Annotated in this window: 23 protein-coding genes and 1 riboswitch; of the genes, 7 read left to right on the top strand and 16 right to left on the bottom strand. The window is 61.6% G+C overall.

The genetic code is table 11. The features are described from left to right. Positions 1-108 precede the first annotated feature (108 nt). The gene (locus HDE80_RS01795; protein WP_184667293.1) at positions 109-1,077 is read right to left on the bottom strand and encodes an aldo/keto reductase; all 969 of its coding nucleotides are present in this window, start codon (positions 1,075-1,077) and stop codon (positions 109-111) included. Between the two features lie 139 nt (positions 1,078-1,216). Between HDE80_RS01795 and HDE80_RS01790 the strand changes: the two genes are divergently transcribed. Beyond that, on the top strand, positions 1,217-1,651 hold the full coding sequence (locus HDE80_RS01790) for a cytochrome c oxidase assembly factor Coa1 family protein (protein WP_184667291.1): 435 nt from the start codon (positions 1,217-1,219) through the stop codon (positions 1,649-1,651). A 9-nt stretch (positions 1,652-1,660) separates the two neighbouring features. On the opposite strand, the gene HDE80_RS01785 is transcribed toward HDE80_RS01790, so the two are convergent. Continuing rightward, positions 1,661-2,557, bottom strand: coding sequence for a LysR family transcriptional regulator (locus HDE80_RS01785; RefSeq protein ID WP_184667289.1), 897 nt, complete (start codon positions 2,555-2,557; stop codon positions 1,661-1,663). Between the two features lie 91 nt (positions 2,558-2,648). Between HDE80_RS01785 and HDE80_RS01780 the strand changes: the two genes are divergently transcribed. Beyond that, on the top strand, positions 2,649-3,596 hold the full coding sequence (locus HDE80_RS01780; RefSeq protein WP_184667287.1) for an NAD-dependent epimerase/dehydratase family protein: 948 nt from the start codon (positions 2,649-2,651) through the stop codon (positions 3,594-3,596). A gap of 69 nt (positions 3,597-3,665) precedes the next feature. Here the strand turns inward: HDE80_RS01780 and HDE80_RS01775 are convergent, their stop codons facing one another. The 8 genes from HDE80_RS01775 to HDE80_RS01740 form a co-directional block, all read right to left on the bottom strand. Next, complete coding sequence (locus HDE80_RS01775) at positions 3,666-4,190, bottom strand: phosphatidylglycerophosphatase A (RefSeq protein ID WP_184602026.1); 525 nt, start codon at positions 4,188-4,190, stop codon at positions 3,666-3,668. Then, the gene (thiL, locus tag HDE80_RS01770; protein ID WP_184667285.1) at positions 4,187-5,155 is read right to left on the bottom strand and encodes a thiamine-phosphate kinase; all 969 of its coding nucleotides are present in this window, start codon (positions 5,153-5,155) and stop codon (positions 4,187-4,189) included. The genes HDE80_RS01775 and thiL overlap by 4 nt, the downstream gene beginning before the upstream one ends. A 25-nt stretch (positions 5,156-5,180) precedes the next feature. Then, positions 5,181-5,729 carry a GNAT family N-acetyltransferase gene (locus HDE80_RS01765; RefSeq protein WP_184667283.1) on the bottom strand — a complete coding sequence of 183 codons (549 nt, stop codon included), beginning with the start codon at positions 5,727-5,729 and terminating at the stop codon, positions 5,181-5,183. After that, positions 5,729-6,175 carry a transcription antitermination factor NusB gene (gene nusB, locus HDE80_RS01760; protein WP_184667281.1) on the bottom strand — a complete coding sequence of 149 codons (447 nt, stop codon included), beginning with the start codon at positions 6,173-6,175 and terminating at the stop codon, positions 5,729-5,731. The genes HDE80_RS01765 and nusB overlap by 1 nt, the downstream gene beginning before the upstream one ends. Then, the gene (gene ribE, locus HDE80_RS01755; protein ID WP_184602022.1) at positions 6,175-6,636 is read right to left on the bottom strand and encodes a 6,7-dimethyl-8-ribityllumazine synthase; all 462 of its coding nucleotides are present in this window, start codon (positions 6,634-6,636) and stop codon (positions 6,175-6,177) included. The genes nusB and ribE overlap by 1 nt, the downstream gene beginning before the upstream one ends. Positions 6,637-6,736: 100 nt before the next feature. Continuing rightward, a complete protein-coding gene (gene ldcA, locus HDE80_RS01750; RefSeq protein ID WP_184667279.1) occupies positions 6,737-7,660 on the bottom strand; it encodes a muramoyltetrapeptide carboxypeptidase in 924 nt (307 codons plus the stop codon). Between the two features lie 102 nt (positions 7,661-7,762). After that, complete coding sequence (gene ribBA, locus HDE80_RS01745) at positions 7,763-8,854, bottom strand: bifunctional 3,4-dihydroxy-2-butanone-4-phosphate synthase/GTP cyclohydrolase II (RefSeq protein WP_184667277.1); 1,092 nt, start codon at positions 8,852-8,854, stop codon at positions 7,763-7,765. Between the two features lie 62 nt (positions 8,855-8,916). After that, positions 8,917-9,558 (bottom strand): riboflavin synthase, encoded by a 642-nt coding sequence (locus HDE80_RS01740; protein WP_184667275.1) that lies wholly within the window; start codon positions 9,556-9,558, stop codon positions 8,917-8,919. Positions 9,559-9,706: 148 nt separating this feature from the next. Beyond that, positions 9,707-9,912: riboswitch (FMN riboswitch) on the bottom strand. A 168-nt stretch (positions 9,913-10,080) separates the two neighbouring features. Between HDE80_RS01740 and HDE80_RS01735 the strand changes: the two genes are divergently transcribed. Then, positions 10,081-10,908 (top strand): nucleotidyltransferase domain-containing protein, encoded by an 828-nt coding sequence (locus tag HDE80_RS01735; RefSeq protein WP_184667273.1) that lies wholly within the window; start codon positions 10,081-10,083, stop codon positions 10,906-10,908. Here the strand turns inward: HDE80_RS01735 and ribD are convergent. Genes ribD through glyA form a run of 5 tightly spaced genes read right to left on the bottom strand, consistent with a single transcriptional unit; the run spans position 10,885 to position 14,865 of the window. Beyond that, the gene (gene ribD / locus HDE80_RS01730) at positions 10,885-12,000 is read right to left on the bottom strand and encodes a bifunctional diaminohydroxyphosphoribosylaminopyrimidine deaminase/5-amino-6-(5-phosphoribosylamino)uracil reductase RibD (RefSeq protein WP_255483533.1); all 1,116 of its coding nucleotides are present in this window, start codon (positions 11,998-12,000) and stop codon (positions 10,885-10,887) included. The genes HDE80_RS01735 and ribD overlap by 24 nt on opposite strands. Beyond that, positions 11,997-12,332: an antibiotic biosynthesis monooxygenase gene (locus HDE80_RS01725; RefSeq protein ID WP_184667272.1), complete on the bottom strand. Its 336-nt coding sequence runs from the start codon at positions 12,330-12,332 to the stop codon at positions 11,997-11,999. Before HDE80_RS01725 ends, ribD begins: the two co-directional genes overlap by 4 nt. A gap of 31 nt (positions 12,333-12,363) precedes the next feature. After that, positions 12,364-12,885, bottom strand: coding sequence for a transcriptional regulator NrdR (gene nrdR, locus HDE80_RS01720; RefSeq protein WP_184602015.1), 522 nt, complete (start codon positions 12,883-12,885; stop codon positions 12,364-12,366). 2 nt (positions 12,886-12,887) lie between these two features. Continuing rightward, on the bottom strand, positions 12,888-13,586 hold the full coding sequence (locus HDE80_RS01715) for a CTP synthase (RefSeq protein WP_184667270.1): 699 nt from the start codon (positions 13,584-13,586) through the stop codon (positions 12,888-12,890). A 10-nt stretch (positions 13,587-13,596) separates the two neighbouring features. Beyond that, complete coding sequence (gene glyA / locus HDE80_RS01710) at positions 13,597-14,865, bottom strand: serine hydroxymethyltransferase (RefSeq protein WP_184667268.1); 1,269 nt, start codon at positions 14,863-14,865, stop codon at positions 13,597-13,599. Positions 14,866-15,005: 140 nt separating this feature from the next. On the opposite strand from glyA, the gene HDE80_RS01705 reads away from it, so the two are divergent. Both HDE80_RS01705 and HDE80_RS01700 read left to right on the top strand, forming a co-directional pair. Beyond that, positions 15,006-16,085 (top strand): dienelactone hydrolase family protein, encoded by a 1,080-nt coding sequence (locus HDE80_RS01705; RefSeq protein WP_184667266.1) that lies wholly within the window; start codon positions 15,006-15,008, stop codon positions 16,083-16,085. 12 nt (positions 16,086-16,097) lie between these two features. Then, on the top strand, positions 16,098-16,706 hold the full coding sequence (locus HDE80_RS01700) for a TetR/AcrR family transcriptional regulator (protein WP_184667264.1): 609 nt from the start codon (positions 16,098-16,100) through the stop codon (positions 16,704-16,706). On the opposite strand, the gene HDE80_RS01695 is transcribed toward HDE80_RS01700, so the two are convergent. Next, on the bottom strand, positions 16,703-17,575 hold the full coding sequence (locus tag HDE80_RS01695) for a DUF817 domain-containing protein (RefSeq protein WP_184667263.1): 873 nt from the start codon (positions 17,573-17,575) through the stop codon (positions 16,703-16,705). The two genes, HDE80_RS01700 and HDE80_RS01695, sit on opposite strands and share 4 nt — an antisense overlap. A gap of 264 nt (positions 17,576-17,839) precedes the next feature. Here HDE80_RS01695 and ettA point away from each other — a divergent pair, with 264 nt between their 5' ends. Both ettA and pyrF read left to right on the top strand, forming a co-directional pair. Next, positions 17,840-19,501 carry an energy-dependent translational throttle protein EttA gene (gene ettA / locus HDE80_RS01690; protein WP_184602009.1) on the top strand — a complete coding sequence of 554 codons (1,662 nt, stop codon included), beginning with the start codon at positions 17,840-17,842 and terminating at the stop codon, positions 19,499-19,501. An 80-nt stretch (positions 19,502-19,581) separates the two neighbouring features. After that, entirely contained in the window at positions 19,582-20,409 is an 828-nt protein-coding gene (gene pyrF, locus HDE80_RS01685; RefSeq protein WP_184667261.1) for an orotidine-5'-phosphate decarboxylase, read from the top strand. Positions 20,410-20,576 lie beyond the last annotated feature (167 nt).

Raw genomic sequence — 20,576 nt, 5'->3', positions numbered from 1 at the left:
TCCGAGCCGTTGAGATCGATGCCACAGGTACGCTCTACCCACAATCATGGGACTGTACGCGTGGCACGAAGTTTCATCGCGCCGACAACGGTCATTGAGAACCGTGTGCTACGCGACCGCCTGCTCGATGCGCTTTTGCAGCGCCTTGTCGATACGCAGCAGCACGTCAAGCGCGCCGAGATTCTTTTCCAGCTGTTCGATTTTGCTTGCACCCAGCATCACCGTGGAGACGTGCGGATTGAGCAGACACCACGCGATTGCCAACTGCGCGAGTTCGACACCCAGCTCATCGGCGATCGGCTGCAGCGCGCGTACCTTGTCGACCCGCTCTTTACCTTTGCCAAGCACCCTGTCGCGTAGCCATTCGTAACCCGGCTGGGTGATACGTGAATTCGCCGGCACACCGTTGTTGTATTTACCCGTTAGCAGGCCGGACGACAGCGGTGACCAGATCGTGGTGCCCATGCCGTAAGCCTCATACAAAGGTGCGTATTCAACCTCAACCCGCTCACGGTGCAGCAAGTTGTACTGCGGCTGCTCGACCACCGGCGCGTAAAAATGATTTTCGCGGGCCACGCGATGTGCTTCGTGGATCGCCTCCGTCGGCCATTCGCTGGTGCCCCAATAAAGCACCTTACCCTGGCGGATCAAGGTATCCATCGCCGCCACCGTTTCCGCAATCGGCGTATCGGGGTCGGGTCGATGGCAGAAGTACAGATCCAGGTAATCGACACGCAACCGCTGCAGCGCTTGATGACAGGCTTCGATCACATGCTTGCGCGACAACCCACGCTGGGTCGGCAGAGGATGGTCCACCGCACCAAAAAACACCTTGCTCGATACGCAATAGCTGTCGCGCGCAAAACGCAGGTCTGCCAGCACGTCGCCCATCAGCTGCTCGGCCACGCCGTTGTTATACGTCTCGGCGTTGTCGAAGAAATTCACCCCACGATCGTGCGCCAGCGCCAGCAGTTCGCGCGCCTGCGAACGCCCTACCTGCTTGCCGAAGGTCACCCACGCGCCAAACGACAACGCGGAAAGTTGCAGACCAGTGCTACCGAGGCGGCGATATTGCATGGGAATGATCCTTATGCCGGGAACAGAGATGACGAGCATGACAACAATGGCGTTAGCGCGTCCAATCCATGTGTCGGTTTGCTGCTGCGGAGTTGTGTAAGCTCGATCCGACAACGACAACGACGGGGGACAAGCAAGAATGAACACCATCGGACGCCGAACCTGGTGGGATCGCCACTGGAAGTGGTTCATGCCCGTCTTGTGCGTCATGGCAGCAGCGCTGTTTGCCGGTTTGTTCGTCAGCATCTTTGTGCTGGTGCTCGGCATGATGAAAAACTCGGGCGCCTATCAACAGGCGGTAACACAGGCAAGCAGGGAACCGGCCGTGATCGCTGCTCTGGGCCAGCCCATAGCAACCAGTTACTTCACCACCGGCAATATCAGCACCAGCAATGAGAATGGCGAGGCCCGTCTGATCATTCCACTGCATGGCCCCAAAGGCTCTGCCGCAATACATCTGCGTGCAAGCAAGCACGATGGCATATGGACTTATTCGCTATTGGCCGTCGATATCGACACAACGCACCAGCACATTGACCTGCTGCAGTCGCAGGTCGGCGCTCCAGCAAACTAGCTCAGCCGGCTAGGCCACGACACCGACATAATCCGCGAGTGCCAGCGCGAGATGGTCGAATACGAGACGCGTGCGGCGACTGGCTTTGAGATCCTCGTGCATCACCAGCCAGGTATCCAGGTTGGGCGCGAAAGCCTGCGGCAACAGACGCACCAGATTTTTATCGCGCTCGGCAAGAGCACACTGGCAGCCACCGATGCCGTACCCGGCACGGATGGCCGCCAGCTGCGCCAGATCACTATCGGTCCGCAGCGAAAAATCCTCGCGGCCAAACGGCAGCTTGTCGCGGATGGCACGCAGTGCCGGCATGTCATGGTCATAGCCGATGGTCGCGTGCCGATGTAAATCAGCCAACACCAGCGGCGTGCCGTTGGATTTCAGATAACGACGATGCGCATAGAGTCCAAGCGGGATAGCGCCGATATAGCGAGCCACCAGTGCTGCCTGCACCGGACGGATCATGCGCACGGCGATATCCGCATCCTTGCGCAACAGATCCTCGCTCCGATTGGATAGCGATAACTCGATCACGATGCCGGGATGCTGCTGGCGCAAGGCAGCCAGAATGGGCGGCAGCACCTCGGCGCCAATCACCTCACTGCAGGTCACGCGCACGACACCACGCACCTCGGCATTGCTGCCCGAGGCGGCACGACGCAGGGCCGCGGAGCTCGCGTACATCGCCTGGGCGTGTGTCGCCAGTTCATCGCCAAGATCGGTGGGAGCGAGCCCTTGCGGAGAACGCGTAAACAGGACGACATCAAGATCGGATTCCAGCTGCCGGATATGCCGCCCCAGACTTGGCTGGGTCATGCCCAGGCTGCGCGCCGCTGCCGACAGGCTCCCTTCGCGGATCACCGCGAGGAAAGACCGATACAGCTCCCAACCCGGTTCTTTTATAGCCATGCATATATGTATAGCAGAAGTTCACATTTAGCCAATTTTCATTTGGCCTCGAAGCGCCCATCCTGATTCCCACATTCAACGGGAGAAGATCATGGAAACAGCACGCATAGCTCTGGTACTTGGCGCTACGGGCGGATCCGGCAGTGAAATCGCTTCAGCGCTTGTGCATCGCGGCTGGACGGTTCGTGGACTGGTTCGTGACGCCACGCGAGCCCACTTGGCGGCTGGTATCGAATGGCATGAGGGCGATGCCATGAACGCAAATGATGTAGCGAAGGCAGCGCGCGGCGTTGGCGTCATCGTGCATGCCGTCAATCCACCCGGCTATCGAAACTGGAATACGCTGGTGCTCCCGATGCTCGACAACACCATCGCCGCCGCAAGGGAAAACAACGCGCGTATCGTGTTGCCTGGCACCGTCTACAATTTCGGACCAGACGCGCTACCGCTGTTGGCCGAAAGCTCGCCGCAGCAACCGGAGACGCGCAAAGGTGCGATCCGGGTGCAGATGGAAAAGCGCCTCGAAGCAGCAGCGGTTGACGGCGTACGCGTGCTGATACTTCGCTGCGGTGATTTCTTCGGCCCACGGGCCGGCAACAACTGGTTTAACGCCATGGTGAAACCGGGGCAGAAGCTACGCTCCGTAAGTTATCCGGCACAGCGCGACTTGCCTCACGCATGGACTTATTTGCCGGATGTCGGCACCACGGTTGCGTTGCTACTGGAACGCGAGAACGAGCTGGCGGCCTTCGAGAGATTTCATTTTGGCGGCCACTGGGTTGACGGCAATACCTTGATGCATGCGGTTCGAAAGGCTGCCGCCAATCCGAAACTGCCCTTGCGATCGTTCCCCTGGTGGCTCGTCACGCTGGCATCGCCCTTCGTCACGACATTCCGCGAAGTACGTGAAATGCGCTACCTGTGGCGTCAGCCACTGCAACTCGACAATCGCAAGCTGGTCGCCCTGCTCGGTGCCGAGCCGCATACGAAGCTCGATACCGCGATTGCCGATACCTTGCAAGGCATGGGCTGCCTGTGAACGAACGCAGAGCACTCGGTTGTTGCGAAGCGACGCATCACGCCCCACCGGAGCAAAAGCGCGTTTTTGCTAGCGACTTGAATACATCGCCAACGCCAGCACGATGGCCGCGAAAATCCCTGCCGCCACATCATCCACCATCACGCCCATGCCGCCCTTGAGGTGCCGATCCATCCAGCGGATCGGCCATGGCTTCCAAACATCGAACAGGCGGAATAACGCGAAGCCAGCCAGCAGTAGCCACCAGATCGACAGGCGAATCGGCAGCAGCGCTGGAATCAATAATGGGACCAGCGCGATCCACTGGCCGATGAATTCGTCCCAGACCAGGCTACGGTGATCGTCCACGCCCAATGCACGACCGGCGACATCGCAGGCCCATACGCCCACGACGAAACCGACTACTAGTACCAAGAGGTAAAGCGGCATCGACAGGCTGCGCAGCAGCAGCCACGGCAATAATGCGGCAAGCGAACCGAAGGTGCCTTGCGCCACGGGTGTCAGGCCCGAACCAAAACCACAGGCCAACCAACCGGCGGGTGTGGAGAGCAGCGCGCGCCGTTGCTCGGCGCTGAGCGTTTTCTTGGTGCTCATGCGAAGTGGTCCCAGCCAGCGTGCCCGCTTTCCAGCCATTCGCCATTCGCGCCACGCACTTTCACGCCACTACCTTCGACGATACGGCCGATGCGCGTAAAACCGCAGCCGATACGCGAAAGATCGGACTGCACGTTGGCCAGCCGTGCCATCGGCACGGTGAAGCACAGCTCGTAATCGTCACCGCCGGTGAGCGCAAACTGCTGCGCGCTGGCATCGTCGTAAAGCGCCATCAGTGCGGGCGACAACGGCATCAGCGCGGTGTCGATTTCCGCGGCAACGCCGCTTGCCGTGCAAATGTGACCGAGGTCGGCTACGAGTCCGTCAGAGATATCAATGCAGGCATGCGCCAGACCGCGCAGCGCTGAACCAGCAGCCAATTGCGGCGTGGGCCGATTGAGCCTGGCGACAAGAAAATCGCGCGCGCTGCTGTGCTTATCGTCTGCCTGGAATGGATTGCCCAGCGCATGCAAACCCGCCGCTGCATCGCCCAGCGTGCCGGTCACCAGTACCGCGTCGCCAACCTTCGCACCAGTGCGCACCAGCGCTTTTTCCGGCGCGACAAAACCATGCACCGCGACACTGATGCTCAACGGTCCGCGCGTGGTATCGCCACCGACCAACGCCAGCCGGTGCGGCCGCGCAAGCTCAGCGAAGCCTCGAGAAAAATCCTCGACAAAAGCCTGATTCGGCTGCGGCAAAGTCAACGCCAGTAGAGCCCAGGCAGGGCTTGCGCCCATCGCCGCCAGATCGGAGAGATTCACCGCCAGCGCCTTCCAGCCGATGTCGGCCGCCGCCGTGCCGGGCGGAAAATGCACACCTTCAACCAACGTGTCGATAGCAACGGCCAGGTCCTGCCCGACCGGAACAGACAGCAAGGCAGCGTCGTCGCCGATGCCGAGTCTGACGTCATCACGCGGTTGTTGTGTGAGCGCGCGGATGCATTCGATCAGGCTGAATTCCATCTCCTTATCTCTGGCAGCGTAGCGTTTACGTGTCGCGCGTGAAGACGTGCACGGTAGAGCCGTGAACCTGGCCTTCCATCCAGAAGTCAAAACCGGCTTTCGCGGCCAGCCGCGTCGATGCCTTGTTTTCCGGATCGATGATGCAGCAGGAGCGGTGCGCGCCGAAATGGGCGTCGCCCCACGTCTGCACGGCGGCAAGCGCCTCGCTGGCGTAACCTTTGCCATGCGCCTGCGAAGCAAGCACCCAACCGAGTTCCGGCATGCCATCAAGCGAAGGTGTCATGTCACGCCGAAAGTCGGCATAGCCAATATCGCCGATGAGGTGGCCGCTGGCCTTTTCCTCGACCGCCCAGTAGCCGTAACCGAGCACCGACCACAACCCGCCGTAGCGCAGTAGCCGCATCCACACATCAGGCGGTGGCGTTGGCTGGCCGCTGAGATATCGATACACAACTGGATCAGCCCAAGTAGCCGTCAGCGCCGCGTGATCGTCGGCCCGATGCGCACGCAAGCGCAGGCGCTCGGTTTCCAATACAGGCGCAGTCACTTCAAGCAAGCTGGCTGCGCCCGACATCAGCCGCGCTTCTCCACCGCACGCAGTTCGGCGGCCAGCTTGTCCAGCACGCCGTTGACGTAGCTATGGCCGTGATCGGCACCGAAGCGCTTGGTGACTTCGATCGCCTCGTTGATCACCACGCGATATGGCACGTCGGGGCGAAACTTCAGTTCGTAGGTGGCCAGTCGCAGCGCGGCGCGCTCGATCGGGTCGATCTGTGCGACCTCGCGGTCGATATGCGGGCGCAACGCTTCGTCGAGCGTGTCGACGTTTTTTTCCACGCCATGCAGCAAATCCTCGAAGTATTCGAGATCGGCGATTTCCATGTCCTGTTCGTGGCGGAACTGGTCGATCACCGCGTTCATATGGCTGCCGCTGAGCTGCCACGCATACAGCGCCTGCAGCGCACGACGGCGTGCGCGCGAACGCGCGGCCATGTCCAGGCCCTGCGGCGCCTGTGCCATCACAGCTTGCCGTACAGGTTGACCATCTCGAGCGCGGCCAGTGCGGCGTCGACGCCCTTGTTGCCGGCCTTGGTGCCCGAGCGCTCGATCGCCTGCTCGATGCTGTCGGTGGTCAATACGCCGAACGCCACCGGCACACCGGAGCTGTATGCGGACTGCGCAAGACCCTTGGCGCATTCGCCGGCGACGTAATCGAAGTGCGGTGTGCTGCCGCGTATCACTGCGCCCAGTGCGATGACTGCGGCGTATTTGCCGGAGTTGGCCAGCTTATGCGCGGCCAGCGCGATCTCCCAGGCGCCCGGTACGCGGATCAGCTCGATCGCGTCATCCTTCACGCCATGGCGTACCAGCACATCGCGCGCACCGGCGACCAGTGGCTCGACGACGAAGCCGTTGAAGCGGCCGGCGACGATGGCAAACTTGCCCTTGGGTGTGGCGAAATCGCCTTCGATGATCTTCATTTACGTATTCCTTGGTGGACCGCAGTCCAGGCTGACTGCGCATTTTACGGGTTTGCCAGCACTCCTGCTTGATTGCAGGTACCGGATGGCTATTCAGGCATTAGCGCTTGAGATGCGGATAACCGCTGAAATCCAACTGCGCCTTGCCGCCAGACACCCGCAACCGCGCTGGCGCACCGAACGGCAGGGTGAATTTTTTCGGTTCGTGGCCGAACGGCAAGCCGTCGATGACCGGAATATTGACCACACCACGCAACTGCGCGAAACCTTGCGTCAGGTTGTAGCCGTTGTCGTAGCTGCTGGCCTTGCACTGGGTGAAGTCACCCAGCAACAGCGCGCGCTGGCGACCCAGTACACCCGACAAATGCAGCTGATACAGCAGCCGTTCGATGCGGAATGGTGGCTCGGTGACGTCCTCGACAAACAGGATGCCGCCGTCAATCGCCGAGAAATACGGCGTGCCGATCAGGCTGCACAGCATCGCCAGATTGCCGCCCCAGAGCGGACCTTCCACGTCGATATCGACCTGATCGCTCGTGCTCCAGGCGGCCGAAGACTGCGGCGCGCGCATGGTGTTCCAGAAATGCTGCAGGGTGAATTCGCTGGCGACCTCGGCGCCGAAATCCGGGCCCAGCATCGGCCCCCCGAAAGTCACCAGCCCGCACTTCGCATGCAGAGCCATTTGGATCGCAGTGAAGTCGCTATGACCGACCAGCACGATATCGCTGCCGGTCAGGCGTTCGCGCAATTCCTCGTAGTGCAGATGCGGCAACAGGCGCGTGGCACCGTACCCCCCACGCACCGCGAGTGCGATGTCAGGCAGGGAATCCATCGAAGCTAGCGCGTTGATATCGGCAGCGCGCTGCGCATCACTGCCGGCATAACGCAGCTCGACGCGATCGAGTACATCCAGTCCACTCACCTCGTAGCCCGCCTCACGCAGGCGCGTCACGCCACGCGCCATCGCAGCGCGATCGTGTGGATAACCGGAGGGGGCCAGCAGGCGGACAGCTGTATGTGTCATCGTCACGGTCAGTCGGTGAGAAAGCTGGAGTATGCCGGTAAGCAGTACCTGCGGCATGTTGAAAACGGGGCACCGAAGAGCATTTGCAGTGGCGCGTCGCGCTCAGACGTACTCCGTCACCTCAAGCCCGAAGCCACCCAGGCCCACCAGCTTTCGCGGCGTGCCAAGCACGCGCAGCCGATGCACGCCCAGATCGACCAGGATCTGCGCACCCAAGCCGTGCTGGCGCCATTCCTGTTGCTGCATTTCTTCAGGCGCCTGCGTGGTGGGCTGGCGGTTGAGGCGTGCCAGCAGCGCTTCGGGCGTGTCTTCGCCGGACAGCACCAGCAGTACGCCGCGATCTTCATCGGCAATGCGGCGCAAGGCCGAGGTGACGGTAAGGCCCAGATCGTCGCGCTGCAGATGAAGCACATCCGAAAGCGTGTTGCGCACGTGGACGCGCGACAGCACGGGGGCGCCGTCATCGACGGTGCCGCGCACCAGCGCGTAGTGCAGGCCCTTGCGAATGGCGTCGCGATAGGCGATCAGCTTGAATGGACCGAACTCGGTCTGCACGTCGTCCTCATAGACACGCGTCACGGTCTTTTCAGTTTCCAGGCGATAACGGATCAGGTCGGCGATCGAGCCAATCTTCAAACCGTGTTTGGCCGCAAAGACTTCGAGCTCAGGGCGACGCGCCATCGAGCCGTCTTCATGCAACACCTCGATCAACACGGCGGACGGCTCAAGTCCCGCAAGGCCAGCCAGATCGCAACCTGCCTCGGTGTGGCCGGCGCGTGTGAGTACACCACCCGGTTGTGCGGTCAGCGGAAAAATGTGGCCCGGCTGGTTGATGTCTTGCGGCTTCGCATCGGGCTTCACCGCCACTTGGATGGTACGCGCGCGATCGTGCGCCGAGATGCCGGTGGTCACGCCTTCGGCCGCCTCGATCGAGACAGTGAAATTGGTGTGGTATTGCGAGGTGTTGTCACTGACCATCGGCTTCAGGCCAAGCTGGCGCGTGCGTTGTTCAGTCAGCGTCAGGCAGACCAGACCACGCGCCTCGCGCACCATGAAGTTGATGTCTTCGGCGCGCACTTTCTCGGCAGCCATGATCAGATCGCCCTCGTTCTCGCGGTCCTCGTCATCGAGGATCACCACCATGCGACCGGCGCGGATGTCTTCCAGAATTTCAGGAATGGTATTGAAGGCCATGAGTGTTCCCTGCAGGTTTTTTTGCGCGACGCCAAGGGCATCGCGAACTAGAAGCGTTGAGCTCAGGCAAAGCCGTGTTGTTTCAGAAAGGCCTCGTCGAGCTTCGGCGCATCGCGGTTGGCCAGCAGGCGCTCGACGTAGCGCGCGATCACGTCCACTTCGATGTTCACCGCATCGCCGACGCGACGCGCATGGAAGGCGGTGTTTTCGACGGTATGCGGAATAAGGTTGACGCCAAAGCGCTGCCCGGCCACTTCGTTGACAGTGAGGCTGGTGCCGTCAATACAGACCGAACCCTTGGCAGCGATATAGCGCGCCAGCGCGGCGGGCACTTCGAATACCCAACGCTGCGAACGGCCATCCGGCGTGATCGACACCACCTTGCCCAAACCATCGACGTGCCCAGAAACCAGATGACCGCCGAGACGATCGGCCAGACGCAACGCCTTTTCCAGATTCACCGGGTCGCCGGCTTTCAGCTTGCCCAGCGTAGTCAGTGACAACGTCTCGTTGGAAACATCGGCGCTGAAGCCGCGCGCCTCCAGCGTGATCGCGGTGAGACATACGCCGGAGACAGAAATCGAGTCGCCCAGTTGCACGTCGGCGAGATCGAGTCCGGCCGTATCGATGGCCAGACGCACATCGCCACCACGCGGTTCGAGCCGCGCTATACGACCAACGGTTTGAATAATGCCGGTAAACATCAGCGCACCTCCGGCAGGAGGCGGATGCTCGAGAGGATGATCGACTGGAACAACTGGATCAGTTTCATGAAACGTTTCCCGCGTTGAATGCATGCGAAGAAACGCCCCAAGGCACGAGGTCGGCGCGCAACCGCGAGGCTGCACGTTCGACCGTCTTCTTTTATCCGGACTTTCTGGAAACTGTCGCCAGCTTCCAACCGTCGGCTCCGGATTCTGACCGGATCTGCTGACCCTCTGTCTAACTCCTCACGGAGTTGGCCGAGGCGCTCGCGGGCTCGCTGTCGGAAAGCCTCCATAAAGGCCGCCCTTCAACCTACCGCCGGTGGGGAATTTCGCCCCGCCCTGAAGACGCTATGGTGTTTGCCGGCAAGCCGACTTGTGCATTCTAACACCGCATCCAGGGATGCCTGAGCGCAAAGGGGTGAAATACTACGTTCACCCTGAGGAACAACCGATGATTTACCCGAGCCACACCGTGCCTGATCATCAGATCCTGCCATAACGACCAGAGTCCGCCGCGCAATGTCCATCAACACAATAAACCATGCCGACCATCCGATTGACCCGGAGATTGGCGCGCAGATCATGCAAACCATCGATGAAGTGGAACGCCGACACGACGTGCATATTCTCTATGCCTGCGAATCCGGCAGCCGTGGCTGGGGCTTCGCCTCTCCCGACAGTGATTACGATGTTCGCTTTGTTTACGTGCATAAAACTGACTGGTATCTCACCGTCTTTCCCGCACGTGACGTCATCGAAATTCCTATCGACGCGGTTTACGACGTCAGCGGATGGGAGCTTCGAAAGGCGCTCGGTTTATTAAGACAAGGCAATGCCACGTTGGTCGAGTGGCTCTCTTCGCCCGTGGTATATCGCCAGAACAAGGCCTTCATCACCGCAATCAGAAATGCCTTGCCACAGGTTTATCGACCGGAGCGCGCATTTCATCACTATCTGCACATGGCAAGAAAGAACTACCGCCAGCATTTGCAAGGCGAAACCGTGCGCCTGAAAAAGTATCTGTACGTACTTCGGCCACTTCTTGCTTGCCTGTGGATAGAACAAGGCCGTGGTCCGGTTCCCATGGCATTCCAGCAATTGGTCGACCCACTGGTTTTCGACGATGACCTGCTCGCCGCGATCAGTGCGTTACTGATAATCAAACGACAGGCAAAAGAGAGTGAAAACGCCCCAGCCATGCCTGTCATCAATCGCTTCATCGAAGACCAGTTGGCCCGACTTGCCCTGGCGGCCTCTCCAGTTGATGCTCAAGCCTATAACTTCAGCGTGCTGGATCGCCTATTGAACGAGACGGTTCTTCATTCAGATAGAGATGGCCGGACGTAACCGTAAGCGCCAATCTTCACCTATCTGCCTATGTTCAATCGTTTGAAGCTTCCAGCGATGGGCCATGTCGTCCAGCGAGGGCAGGTGCAGTAGCGGGCGGGCGCTATCGCCCAGTAATAGCGGCGCGATGTAGAGCAACAGCTCGTCGACCAGGCCGGCGGCGAACAGCGCGCCGCAGAGTACCGGGCCGGCTTCCACCTGGACTTCATTGCAACCGCGCTCGGCAAGCAGCGTCAGCGCAGCCTTCAGGTCGAGCGCGTTGCCCTGCTCCGGCACGAACAGGTATTCAGACGGACTGGAAGGTTCGCCGCCTTCGTCAGCGGAATCATCGATCGTCGCCGAGTGAAGAATCAGGGTCGGCACACTGCCATCCCGTACATGACTGCCTGCCGGCGTGCGCCGCTGACGATCCAGTACCACGCGCAACGGCGGCGTAAATGCCTGATCGTCGGGCAGGCGCACGGTCAGACGCGGATTGTCCGCCAGCACCGTGCCACTGCCGGTGAGGATGGCCGAGCTGCGCGCACGCCAGCGCTGCACGTCGGCCCGCGCGGCTTCGCCGGTAATCCACTTGGACTCGCCGTTGGCCAGCGCGGTGCGACCGTCCAGACTCATCGCCAGCTTGATGCGCAACCAGGGCCGGCCGCGCTCGATGCGGCTGAAGAAGCCGATATTGAGTTCGCGCGCGGCATCACGCATCAAACCGTTTTCAACGCTGATGCCAGCCTCGCGCAGCATGGCAATACCTCGTCCTGCGACCTGCGGGAAGGGATCTTCCGCAGCGATCACCACGCGTGCCACGCCCGCCGCGATCAGCGCCTCGGCGCATGGCGGCGTTCTGCCGTGATGCGCGCAAGGTTCCAGCGTAACGTAAGCGGTCGCGCTTCGAGCCCGTTCGCCCGCTTCGCGCAGGGCGAACACTTCCGCATGCGGTTCACCGGCGCGCTGATGCCAGCCTGCACCGACGACCCGCTCCCCGTGCGCGATGATGCAGCCCACGCGTGGATTCGGCTGCGTGGTGTAAAGCCCAAGCTCGGCCAGTCGCAGCGCGTGTGCCATATGGCCATGATCCATGGCGCTGAAAGCCGTCATGAACCGGATGCCGCGTTGGATTCAGGGAATGGCGCCCAGTAATCCAGCACGCTTTCCAACTCCTGCGGCGGCAGGCGCTCGATGATCGCCAGGGCCGCGCGCTCGCGCATGCCGGGCTCGGCGTCATCGCCTTCCATCAACTGGAAAAAATGTTCGCGTGCCGCGCGCGATGTCCACCGTGCGATTGCAACCCAACAGCCTTCCGTATCCTTGAACAGACTGGAGCCGCCCGAGCCCGCCGCAACTCCCAACAGCGTAATGCGGTGCCAGTTGGCGATGAAGTCCTGCTCCAGCTCGGGGTGCAGACGCCAACGGTAGATGGCCACAAACATGCTTGCTCCTTACATCGGTGCGCGAAGCCGATCAGCTTTTTTTGGTGCGCCTGGCGGCGGTTTCGCCGAGCAGCTGCAGTTGCAGTGTTTCCAGCCCCGGCAGATCGCGCTCGAGCTTTTCGATCTCTTCGCGAAAGGCGTGTACGTCTTCGAAACTGCGATAGACCGAGGCGAAACGCACGTAGGCTACCTGGTCGAGATTCTTCAGTTCACGCATCACCAACTCACCCACCTCGCGCGACGGCACCTCGCGGTCGCCGCTGCGGCGCAGGTCATTGACGATCGCACGCACCGCCGCATCCACCGCATCGCTGGTGACGGGACGCTTCTGTAACGCACGCTCGAAACTCACCCGCAGCTTGCGCTCATCGAACGTCTCGCGGCGCTCGCCACTTTTGACGATGGTTGGCAGCTTCAGGTCGGCCGTTTCGAACGTATTGAAACGCTCGCCGCACTGCGGGCACTCACGCCGACGCCGCACCGTTCCGCCGTCCTCGGCGAGGCGTGAATCGATCACGCGGGTGTCTTCGTGCTGGCAGAAGGGGCAATGCATGGTTACCGAGTGTGGATGATGGCTTCGACGAACGCACGCACCGGCGGTGATAGCCGGCCTTTGAATACGTTCCTCTCATGCTGGAACAGCGTGGCAACGAAGAACGGATGGTTATCCAGTTCAATGCCGCGAATATCGTCACTATCATCGAGCGCGCTGACACGGAGCGGACTGTCGGTCAGCGCGTGGCGGAAGTCGGCACTCAAGCCATAGCTGCAGTGATATCCCTCGGCAATCGATGTCTCGCCATACGCGCGTGCCAGCCGCGAACCTTCGACCAGATGCACCGTGTCGGCAACCTCCACCAGGGAGCAAAGCAATGGCACGATGACCTGGCGTTCCGCCTGCGGGGCCGTCTCGGCATGCTCGGCATCTGTCCAGCCCATGACGTTGCGGGCGTATTCGATCACGGCATGCTGGAAACCACCGCAGGTACCCAGAAAGGGAATCTGTTGTTCGCGCGCGATGCGAATCGCCGTGAGCGCGCCGTCCATATCGCGATACGGACTGGCCGGCACACACCACACGCCGTCAAGCTTGGACAAAGCCGCACCATCACCGATTTGATCCGTGCCGATCCAGATAACGTCGATCGACACGTCACACGCAACGGCCGCCATCTCGAGCGTCAACGGGATAGCGCGATGCGCAACGACAGAGTCATTGCGATCACCGATGAGTCCGATCTGCAAGGACGACATGCTAGAAAGCTCAGCCGTAGACCGGAAACTTCTTGCACTGCACCGTCACCGCATCGCGCACCTTGGCAATCACGGCCTCATCGCCTGGCTTATCCAGCACGTCGCAAATCCAGTTCGTCAGTTCGATCGTATCGGCTTCGAGATAACCACGCGTCGTGATCGCCGGCGTGCCGACGCGCAGACCAGAGGTGACGAAAGGCTTGCGCGGGTCGTTCGGTACGGCATTCTTGTTGACGGTGATATGCGCCTTGCCCAGCGCCTCTTCCGCGTCCTTGCCGGTAACGTCCTTGCCGATCATGTCGACCAGCATCAGGTGGTTTTCGGTGCCGCCGGAAACGATCTTGTAGCCGCGCTCGATAAAGGTCTTGGCCATCGCCTTGGCGTTCTTGATGACCTGCGCCTGATAAGTTTTGAACTCCGGCTCCAGCGCTTCCTTGAAAGCCACGGCCTTGGCCGCGATGACGTGCATCAACGGTCCACCCTGGATGCCGGGGAACACGATCGATTGCAGCTTCTTCTCGATCTCTTCGCCGGCGCTTCCGCTTGCATTGCGGCTGGCGACGATGATGCCGCCGCGTGGGCCGCGTAGCGTCTTGTGCGTGGTCGAGGTGACCACATGCGCATGCGGCAACGGGCTTGGATACACACCAGCAGCGACCAGGCCAGCGATATGTGCCATGTCGACGAACAGGTAGGCACCGACCTTGTCGGCGATGGCGCGAAAGCGCGCCCAGTCCATCAGCTGCGAGTAGGCGCTGTAGCCGGCCACCACCATCTTCGGCTTGTGTTCCACGGCGAGGCGCTCGACTTCGTCGTAATCGACCATGCCGTGTTCGTTCACGCCGTACTGCACGGCGTTGAAGATCTTGCCGGAGAAATTGACCTTGGCGCCGTGGGTGAGATGGCCACCATGGGCGAGCGACATGCCGAGAATCGTGTCGCCCGGCTGCAGCAGCGCGAAGTACACCGCCTGGTTGGCCTGCGAGCCGGAGTGCGGCTGCACGTTGGCGTAATTGGCACCGAACAGCTCCTTCAATCGCTCGATCGCCAGCTTCTCGGCAATATCCACGTATTCGCAGCCGCCGTAGTAGCGCTTGCCCGGATAGCCTTCGGCGTACTTGTTGGTCAGTTTCGACCCCTGGGCTTCCATCACGCGTGGGCTGGCGTAGTTCTCCGAGGCGATCAGTTCGACGTGATCTTCCTGGCGCTGGCCTTCGTCGGCGATGGCCTTGGCCAGTTCTTCGTCGTAACCGGCGATTGTGCAGTCCTTGGGGAACATTCGAACCTCATGGGTAATAGGCGGGGATTAACTCTGAAGTGTAGCGGCCATGGGCGATGGGGGCCATCGCCGGGCCTTGCGCAGACATTTCCGTACGATGTACTGTACGTTGTACGCAATCAACATTGACCAGGACCTCCATGTCGATCTCCATCCGCAGCCTTGCCACGCGCGCGTGGTGTCTCGCGATCCTGCTGCTCGTTTCTGCGCCTTCCAGCGTCTTCGCTCAGAGCACTTCCGGCGTGGGATTCCACGCCATCCGCATCCACGATCCGGTCAGCGGCGGCACCATGCCCGGTTATGTGTTCTACCCCTCCGCGCAGGCCAAAAGCATCACCCGCGTAGGCCCGTATGACATTGCCGCCACCACCGACGCTCCGGCCATCCCTGGCGCCAAGCCGCTGGTGGTGATCTCGCATGGCCACGGCGGCTCCGACCTGGGCCACCATGACCTGGCCACCTACCTGGCCAGCCACGGATTTGTCGTCGCGACGCTTGAACACCCCAGGGACAATGTCCACGACCAGAGTGGTGATGGCCACGCTGTGGTGATGGTCGGCCGGCCGGTCCAGGTGTCGGCCACGATCAGCGCCCTGCTCGACGATCCCCGCTGGAAAGACCTGATCGATGCGAACCGCATCGGTGTCGCAGGCTTCTCCAACGGCGGCTACACCAGTCTGCTGGTGGTGGGTGCCGTGCCGCAGTTCCAGCGTTTTGTCGACTACTGCACGCGACGACCCGACGACCGGTCGATCTGCGGCACCCTCGAACAGTTCAAGGCGGAGGCCGCCAGGAACGGCCAGACGCTCCAGCAAATGATGGCAGGCGTCCAAAAGGATCTCACCCGCTGGGGCCCTACCGCCGATCCGCGGGTCAAGGCCGCCTTCTCCATGGCACCGATGAGCCTGGTCTTCGATAAAGCTGGCGCCGCGGCCATCGACCGGCCGGTCTTTCTCTACTACAGCACAGACGACCACGTGCTGCTGCCCGCGGAAAACGCCGAGCATATCCAGCCACTGATCAAGACCTTGGCCGGCGTCAAGGCAGTGCCGAAGGCGGATCATTGGGTGTTCCTCGCACCGTGTTCCGCTGCCTTGACCAAGGAAGCGCCCGATATCTGCACCGACCCGGCAGGAGTGGACCGTGTCAAAGTCCACGCGCAGATCAATGCCGACGCGCTGACCTTCTTCCGCAAGAGACTGGCCGCGCCCGCCCACTGATCCGGAGTCATCTTGCCCAAGGCACTCAGCGAGAACGAAACCGAAACCTTTCGCGCGCGCCTCTGCCAGGCGGCGGCGACGCTGTTCGTGGAGGAAGGCCCTGCCGCCGTCACCATGCGCCGCATCGCCGTCGAACTCGGCTGCGGCACCATGACCCCGTATCGCTATTTTTCCGGTAAGGAGGCGATCATCACCGCGGTGCGTACACGCGGCATGCACCAGTTTTCCGAAGCGCTGGAACAGGCTCTGGCCTCGCCCGGCGATGGCCGCAGCCGCAGCCGTGCCGTGCGCGATGCCTACATCGCCTTCGCCCGCCACAACACGCCAACCTATCGGCTGATGTTCGAATACCCGGAGCCGAACAAGGACGACCCCGAGTACAGCGCGGCCCACGCGCGCATGTGGAGGACCATTGCCGCCCATGTCGAAGTGATGATCGCTGAAGGCGCCGTCGAGGCCGACGCGGCCATCCTGGGCCACCAGATCTGGGCGTCGCTACATGGCGCGGTAATGCTGGAAATCGCTGGATTGCTGCCGGAAGGCTTCGACGCCACCGCCCTGCATACGCGTACCGCCGGCACGCTGTTCGACGCGGCCCGACCGAAGCCCGACAAGGCCTAACTGGTACGACGCGCTGATCGCATCGGCCACATGTGCACAGCCGATACCATCACATAACTGATCACCATCAGCAGCAGCCACGCGCCGAGCTTGCCCAGCGGTACCATGTGCCAGCCATGCCGCTGCGCCGGATACAGCCAGGCCTTGCTTAGCGTGCCGACGTTCTCCGCGAACCAGATGAACAACGCCACCAGCACGAAACCCAACAGCAATGGCATGCGTCGATGCACGCGTCGCACGCGGAAATGCACCCAGCACGGTCCGAACAGCCACGCCAGCGCAACGAACAGCAGCGCACGGATATCTGGCAGATAGTGATGCGTGAAAAAGTTCAGGTAGATCGCCATTGCCAGCACCACGGTGGAACGGAACGGCGGATGGCGTGTGAAGCGGAAATCGAACAACCGCCACGCCCGCGCGAGGTAGCTGCCGATCGACGCATACATGAAGCCGCTGAACAGCGGTACGTCGCCGAGCCGCAATAGCGACGGCTCGGGATATTCCCAGGAGCCGACCGAGGTCTTGAACAGCTCCATCAGCGTGCCGACGACGTGAAACAGCAGGATCACCCGCGCCTCCTCGATGCTTTCCAGCCGCGACAGCAGCAAGACCAGCTGGATCGCCAGCGCCGCCAGCGTGAGGAAGTCATAGCGCGCCAACGGCGCATCGGCCGGATACCAGCGCCAGGTAGCCAGCAGCAGCGCCACCATCAGCCCGCCGAACAGGCAGGCGGACGCCTGCTTGACGCCGAAGCACACGAACTCATGGGCAAACACGGCCAGACGTCCGTGCGGGCGCAGGCGTCGAGCCAGCTGCCAGTCCAGCACGTTCACATAGCGCCAGGGCAGCGCGATGGCTTTGAAGTTCATGGGCAGGCGTTCCAACCATCGGGATTCACCGAGGATCAGCCACCGTCATGGCCATGCCGCAGCGCGCTGGAGGCAATCCGCCGGCAGATGACAGCCGACCTGCATGGACATGCCTCGGAGGTGTGACTCGATCAGGACCCGGAGCACTCGCGAAAGCGCCCTCCGTCAACGTCCGATCACCACAAGCCGCTATAATAGGCGGCTAGACGATTTTTCTTTTCGCGTCGCCCTCTGTGGACGGCGCGGTAAGCCTACGGAGGCTGCATGCAGTACATCTACACCATGAACGGGGTGAGCAAGATCGTTCCCCCGAAACGTCAGATCATCAAGGACATCTCGCTGTCCTTCTTCCCTGGCGCCAAGATCGGCCTGCTCGGCGTCAACGGCGCCGGCAAGTCCACCGTGCTGAAGATCATGGCCGGCGTGGATACCGACTTCCAGGGCGAGGCACGCGCCAACCCCGGCACCAAGATCGGTTACCTGGCGCAGGAACCGCAGCTCGATCCAGAAAAGACCGTGCGCGAAGCCGTCGAGGAAGGCGTATCCGAAATTCTGGATGCGCAGAAGCGGCTGGAAGAGGTCTACGCCGCCTATGCCGAAGAAGGCGCCGACTTCGACAAGCTGGCTATCGAGCAGCAGAAGCTCGAGAACTTGCTGGCCGCCAACGACGCGCATGCCCTTGAGCGCCAGTTGGAAGTGGCCGCCGACGCGCTGCGCCTGCCGCCGTGGGATGCCAAGATCGGGCCGCTGTCCGGTGGTGAAAAGCGCCGCGTGGCGCTGTGCCGTCTGCTGCTGTCCAAGCCAGACATGCTGCTGCTCGATGAGCCGACCAACCATCTGGACGCCGAGTCGGTCGACTGGCTGGAGCAGTTCCTGCACGACTACGCAGGTACCGTGGTAGCTGTGACGCATGACCGCTACTTCCTCGACAACGCCGCCGAGTGGATTCTCGAGCTCGATCGCGGCCGCGGCATTCCGTGGAAGGGCAACTACACCGAGTGGCTGGAGCAGAAGGGCGAGCGTCTGGCACGCGAAGAAGCCTCAGAAAAGGGTCGCCAGAAAGCCCTCGCCCGCGAACTCGAATGGGTGCGCTCCGCTGCCAAGGGCCGTCAGTCCAAGGGCAAGGCGCGTATCAATCGCTTCGAAGAGCTGAACTCGGTCGAGTACCAGAAGCGCAACGAGACCAACGAGCTGTATATCCCGCCGGGCGAGCGCCTGGGCCAGGAAGTGATCGAGTTCAAGAACGTCAGCAAGTCGTTCGGCGACAAGCTGCTGATCGACGATGTGTCGTTCAAGGTGCCGCCGGGCGCCATCGTCGGCGTGATCGGCCCCAACGGCGCCGGCAAGTCGACCCTGTTCAAGCTGATCATCGGACAGGAAACGCCGGACCAGGGTGAGGTGAAGCTCGGCCACACCGTGCAGCTGGCCTACGTCGACCAGTCGCGCGACAACCTCGATGCGAAAAAGAACGTGTGGCAGGAAGTCTCCGGCGGTGCCGACATCATCACCATCGGCCGCTACGAACTGCAATCGCGTGCGTACATCGGTCGCTTCAACTTCAAGGGCACCGACCAACAAAAACTCGTTGGTTCGCTCTCCGGTGGTGAGCGCGGTCGCCTGCACCTGGCCAAGACCCTGATGCAAGGTGGCAATGTACTGCTGCTCGATGAGCCGTCCAACGATCTGGACGTCGAGACGCTGCGCGCACTGGAAGATGCGATGCTCGAGTTCCCCGGCTGCGCGATGGTGATCTCGCATGACCGCTGGTTCCTCGACCGCATCGCCACGCACATCATCGCGTTCGAAGGCGATTCACACGTCGAATTCTTCCCCGGCAACTACAACGAGTACGAAGCCGACAAGAAGCGTCGCCTCGGCGAAGAAGGCGCGCGGCCACACCGGGTGAAGTACAAGAAGCTGGCGTAATTCACGGACGTTGCACTTGCGCTGAAATCTCATGCCGGCTTTTGATAAAGCCGGCATGCTTACAAAGACGGGAGACCACGATGAGTTTCATGCAGTCGCTGCAGCAGGCATGGGCACGCAACAACTCGCTGGTCTGCGTAGGGCTGGATCCGGAGCCCGCGAAATTTCCCGCCGCATTCCACGGAGAACCGGATGCGGTATTTGATTTCTGCCGCGCCATCGTCGATGCCACCGCCGATCTGGCCTGCGCATTCAAGCCGCAGATCGCACACTTCTCCGCGCTGCGTGCCGAGGATGCACTCGAGCGACTGATCGCACATATCCATGACAAGCACCCCGGTGTGCCGGTAATCCTGGACGCCAAGCGCGGCGACATCGGCTCTACAGCACAGCACTACGCCACCGAGGCGTTCGATCGCTACGGCGCCGATGCCGTGACGCTCAATCCTTACCTCGGTCGCGACTCGGCCCAGTCGTTTCTCGATCGCGCCGACAAGGGCGTGATCCTGCTCTGCCATACCTCCAACCCTGGTGCGGCCGATCTACAGGATCTCACCGTGCATGACGCCGATGGCGTCGCCAAACCGCTCTACCAGCACGTGGCACAGATCATCGCGCGCGACTGGAATACAAACGGCAACTGCGCCCTGGTCACCGGCGCCACCTGGCCGAAACAGCTGGCCGAAGTCCGCGCACTGATCGGCGACATGCCGCTGCTGGTACCTGGCATCGGCGCGCAAGGTGGCGACGTGGAAGCCGTGGTGCGCTATGGCCAGACCGCCAACCACACCGGCCTGATGATCAACTCGTCCCGCGCGATTCTCTACGCCAGCAGCGGCGAAGATTTCGTCGAAGCCGCACGCGCCTCGGCGCTGGATCTGCGCGATACGATCAACCGCTACCGCTGAGGTATACCGGCACCCACTGACCCGTAGGGTATCTGCCGGATATTGGCGCAGGCGCATCGCGCATCCGAGTGTAGACGGACGCAAATCGCTCAGTCAGTATCAGCACAGAGCTCGTCTGGTGGGGGCCGTGTACGCGAGCGATCTGGGGTATTCGCGTACCTGACGTC

Origin of the sequence: Rhodanobacter sp. A1T4, assembly GCF_014207185.1 — a bacterium.
GTDB lineage: Bacteria > Pseudomonadota > Gammaproteobacteria > Xanthomonadales > Rhodanobacteraceae > Rhodanobacter.
The sequence above is the reverse complement of the archived record's forward strand: the minus strand, read 5'-3'. Positions and strand labels throughout refer to the sequence as shown.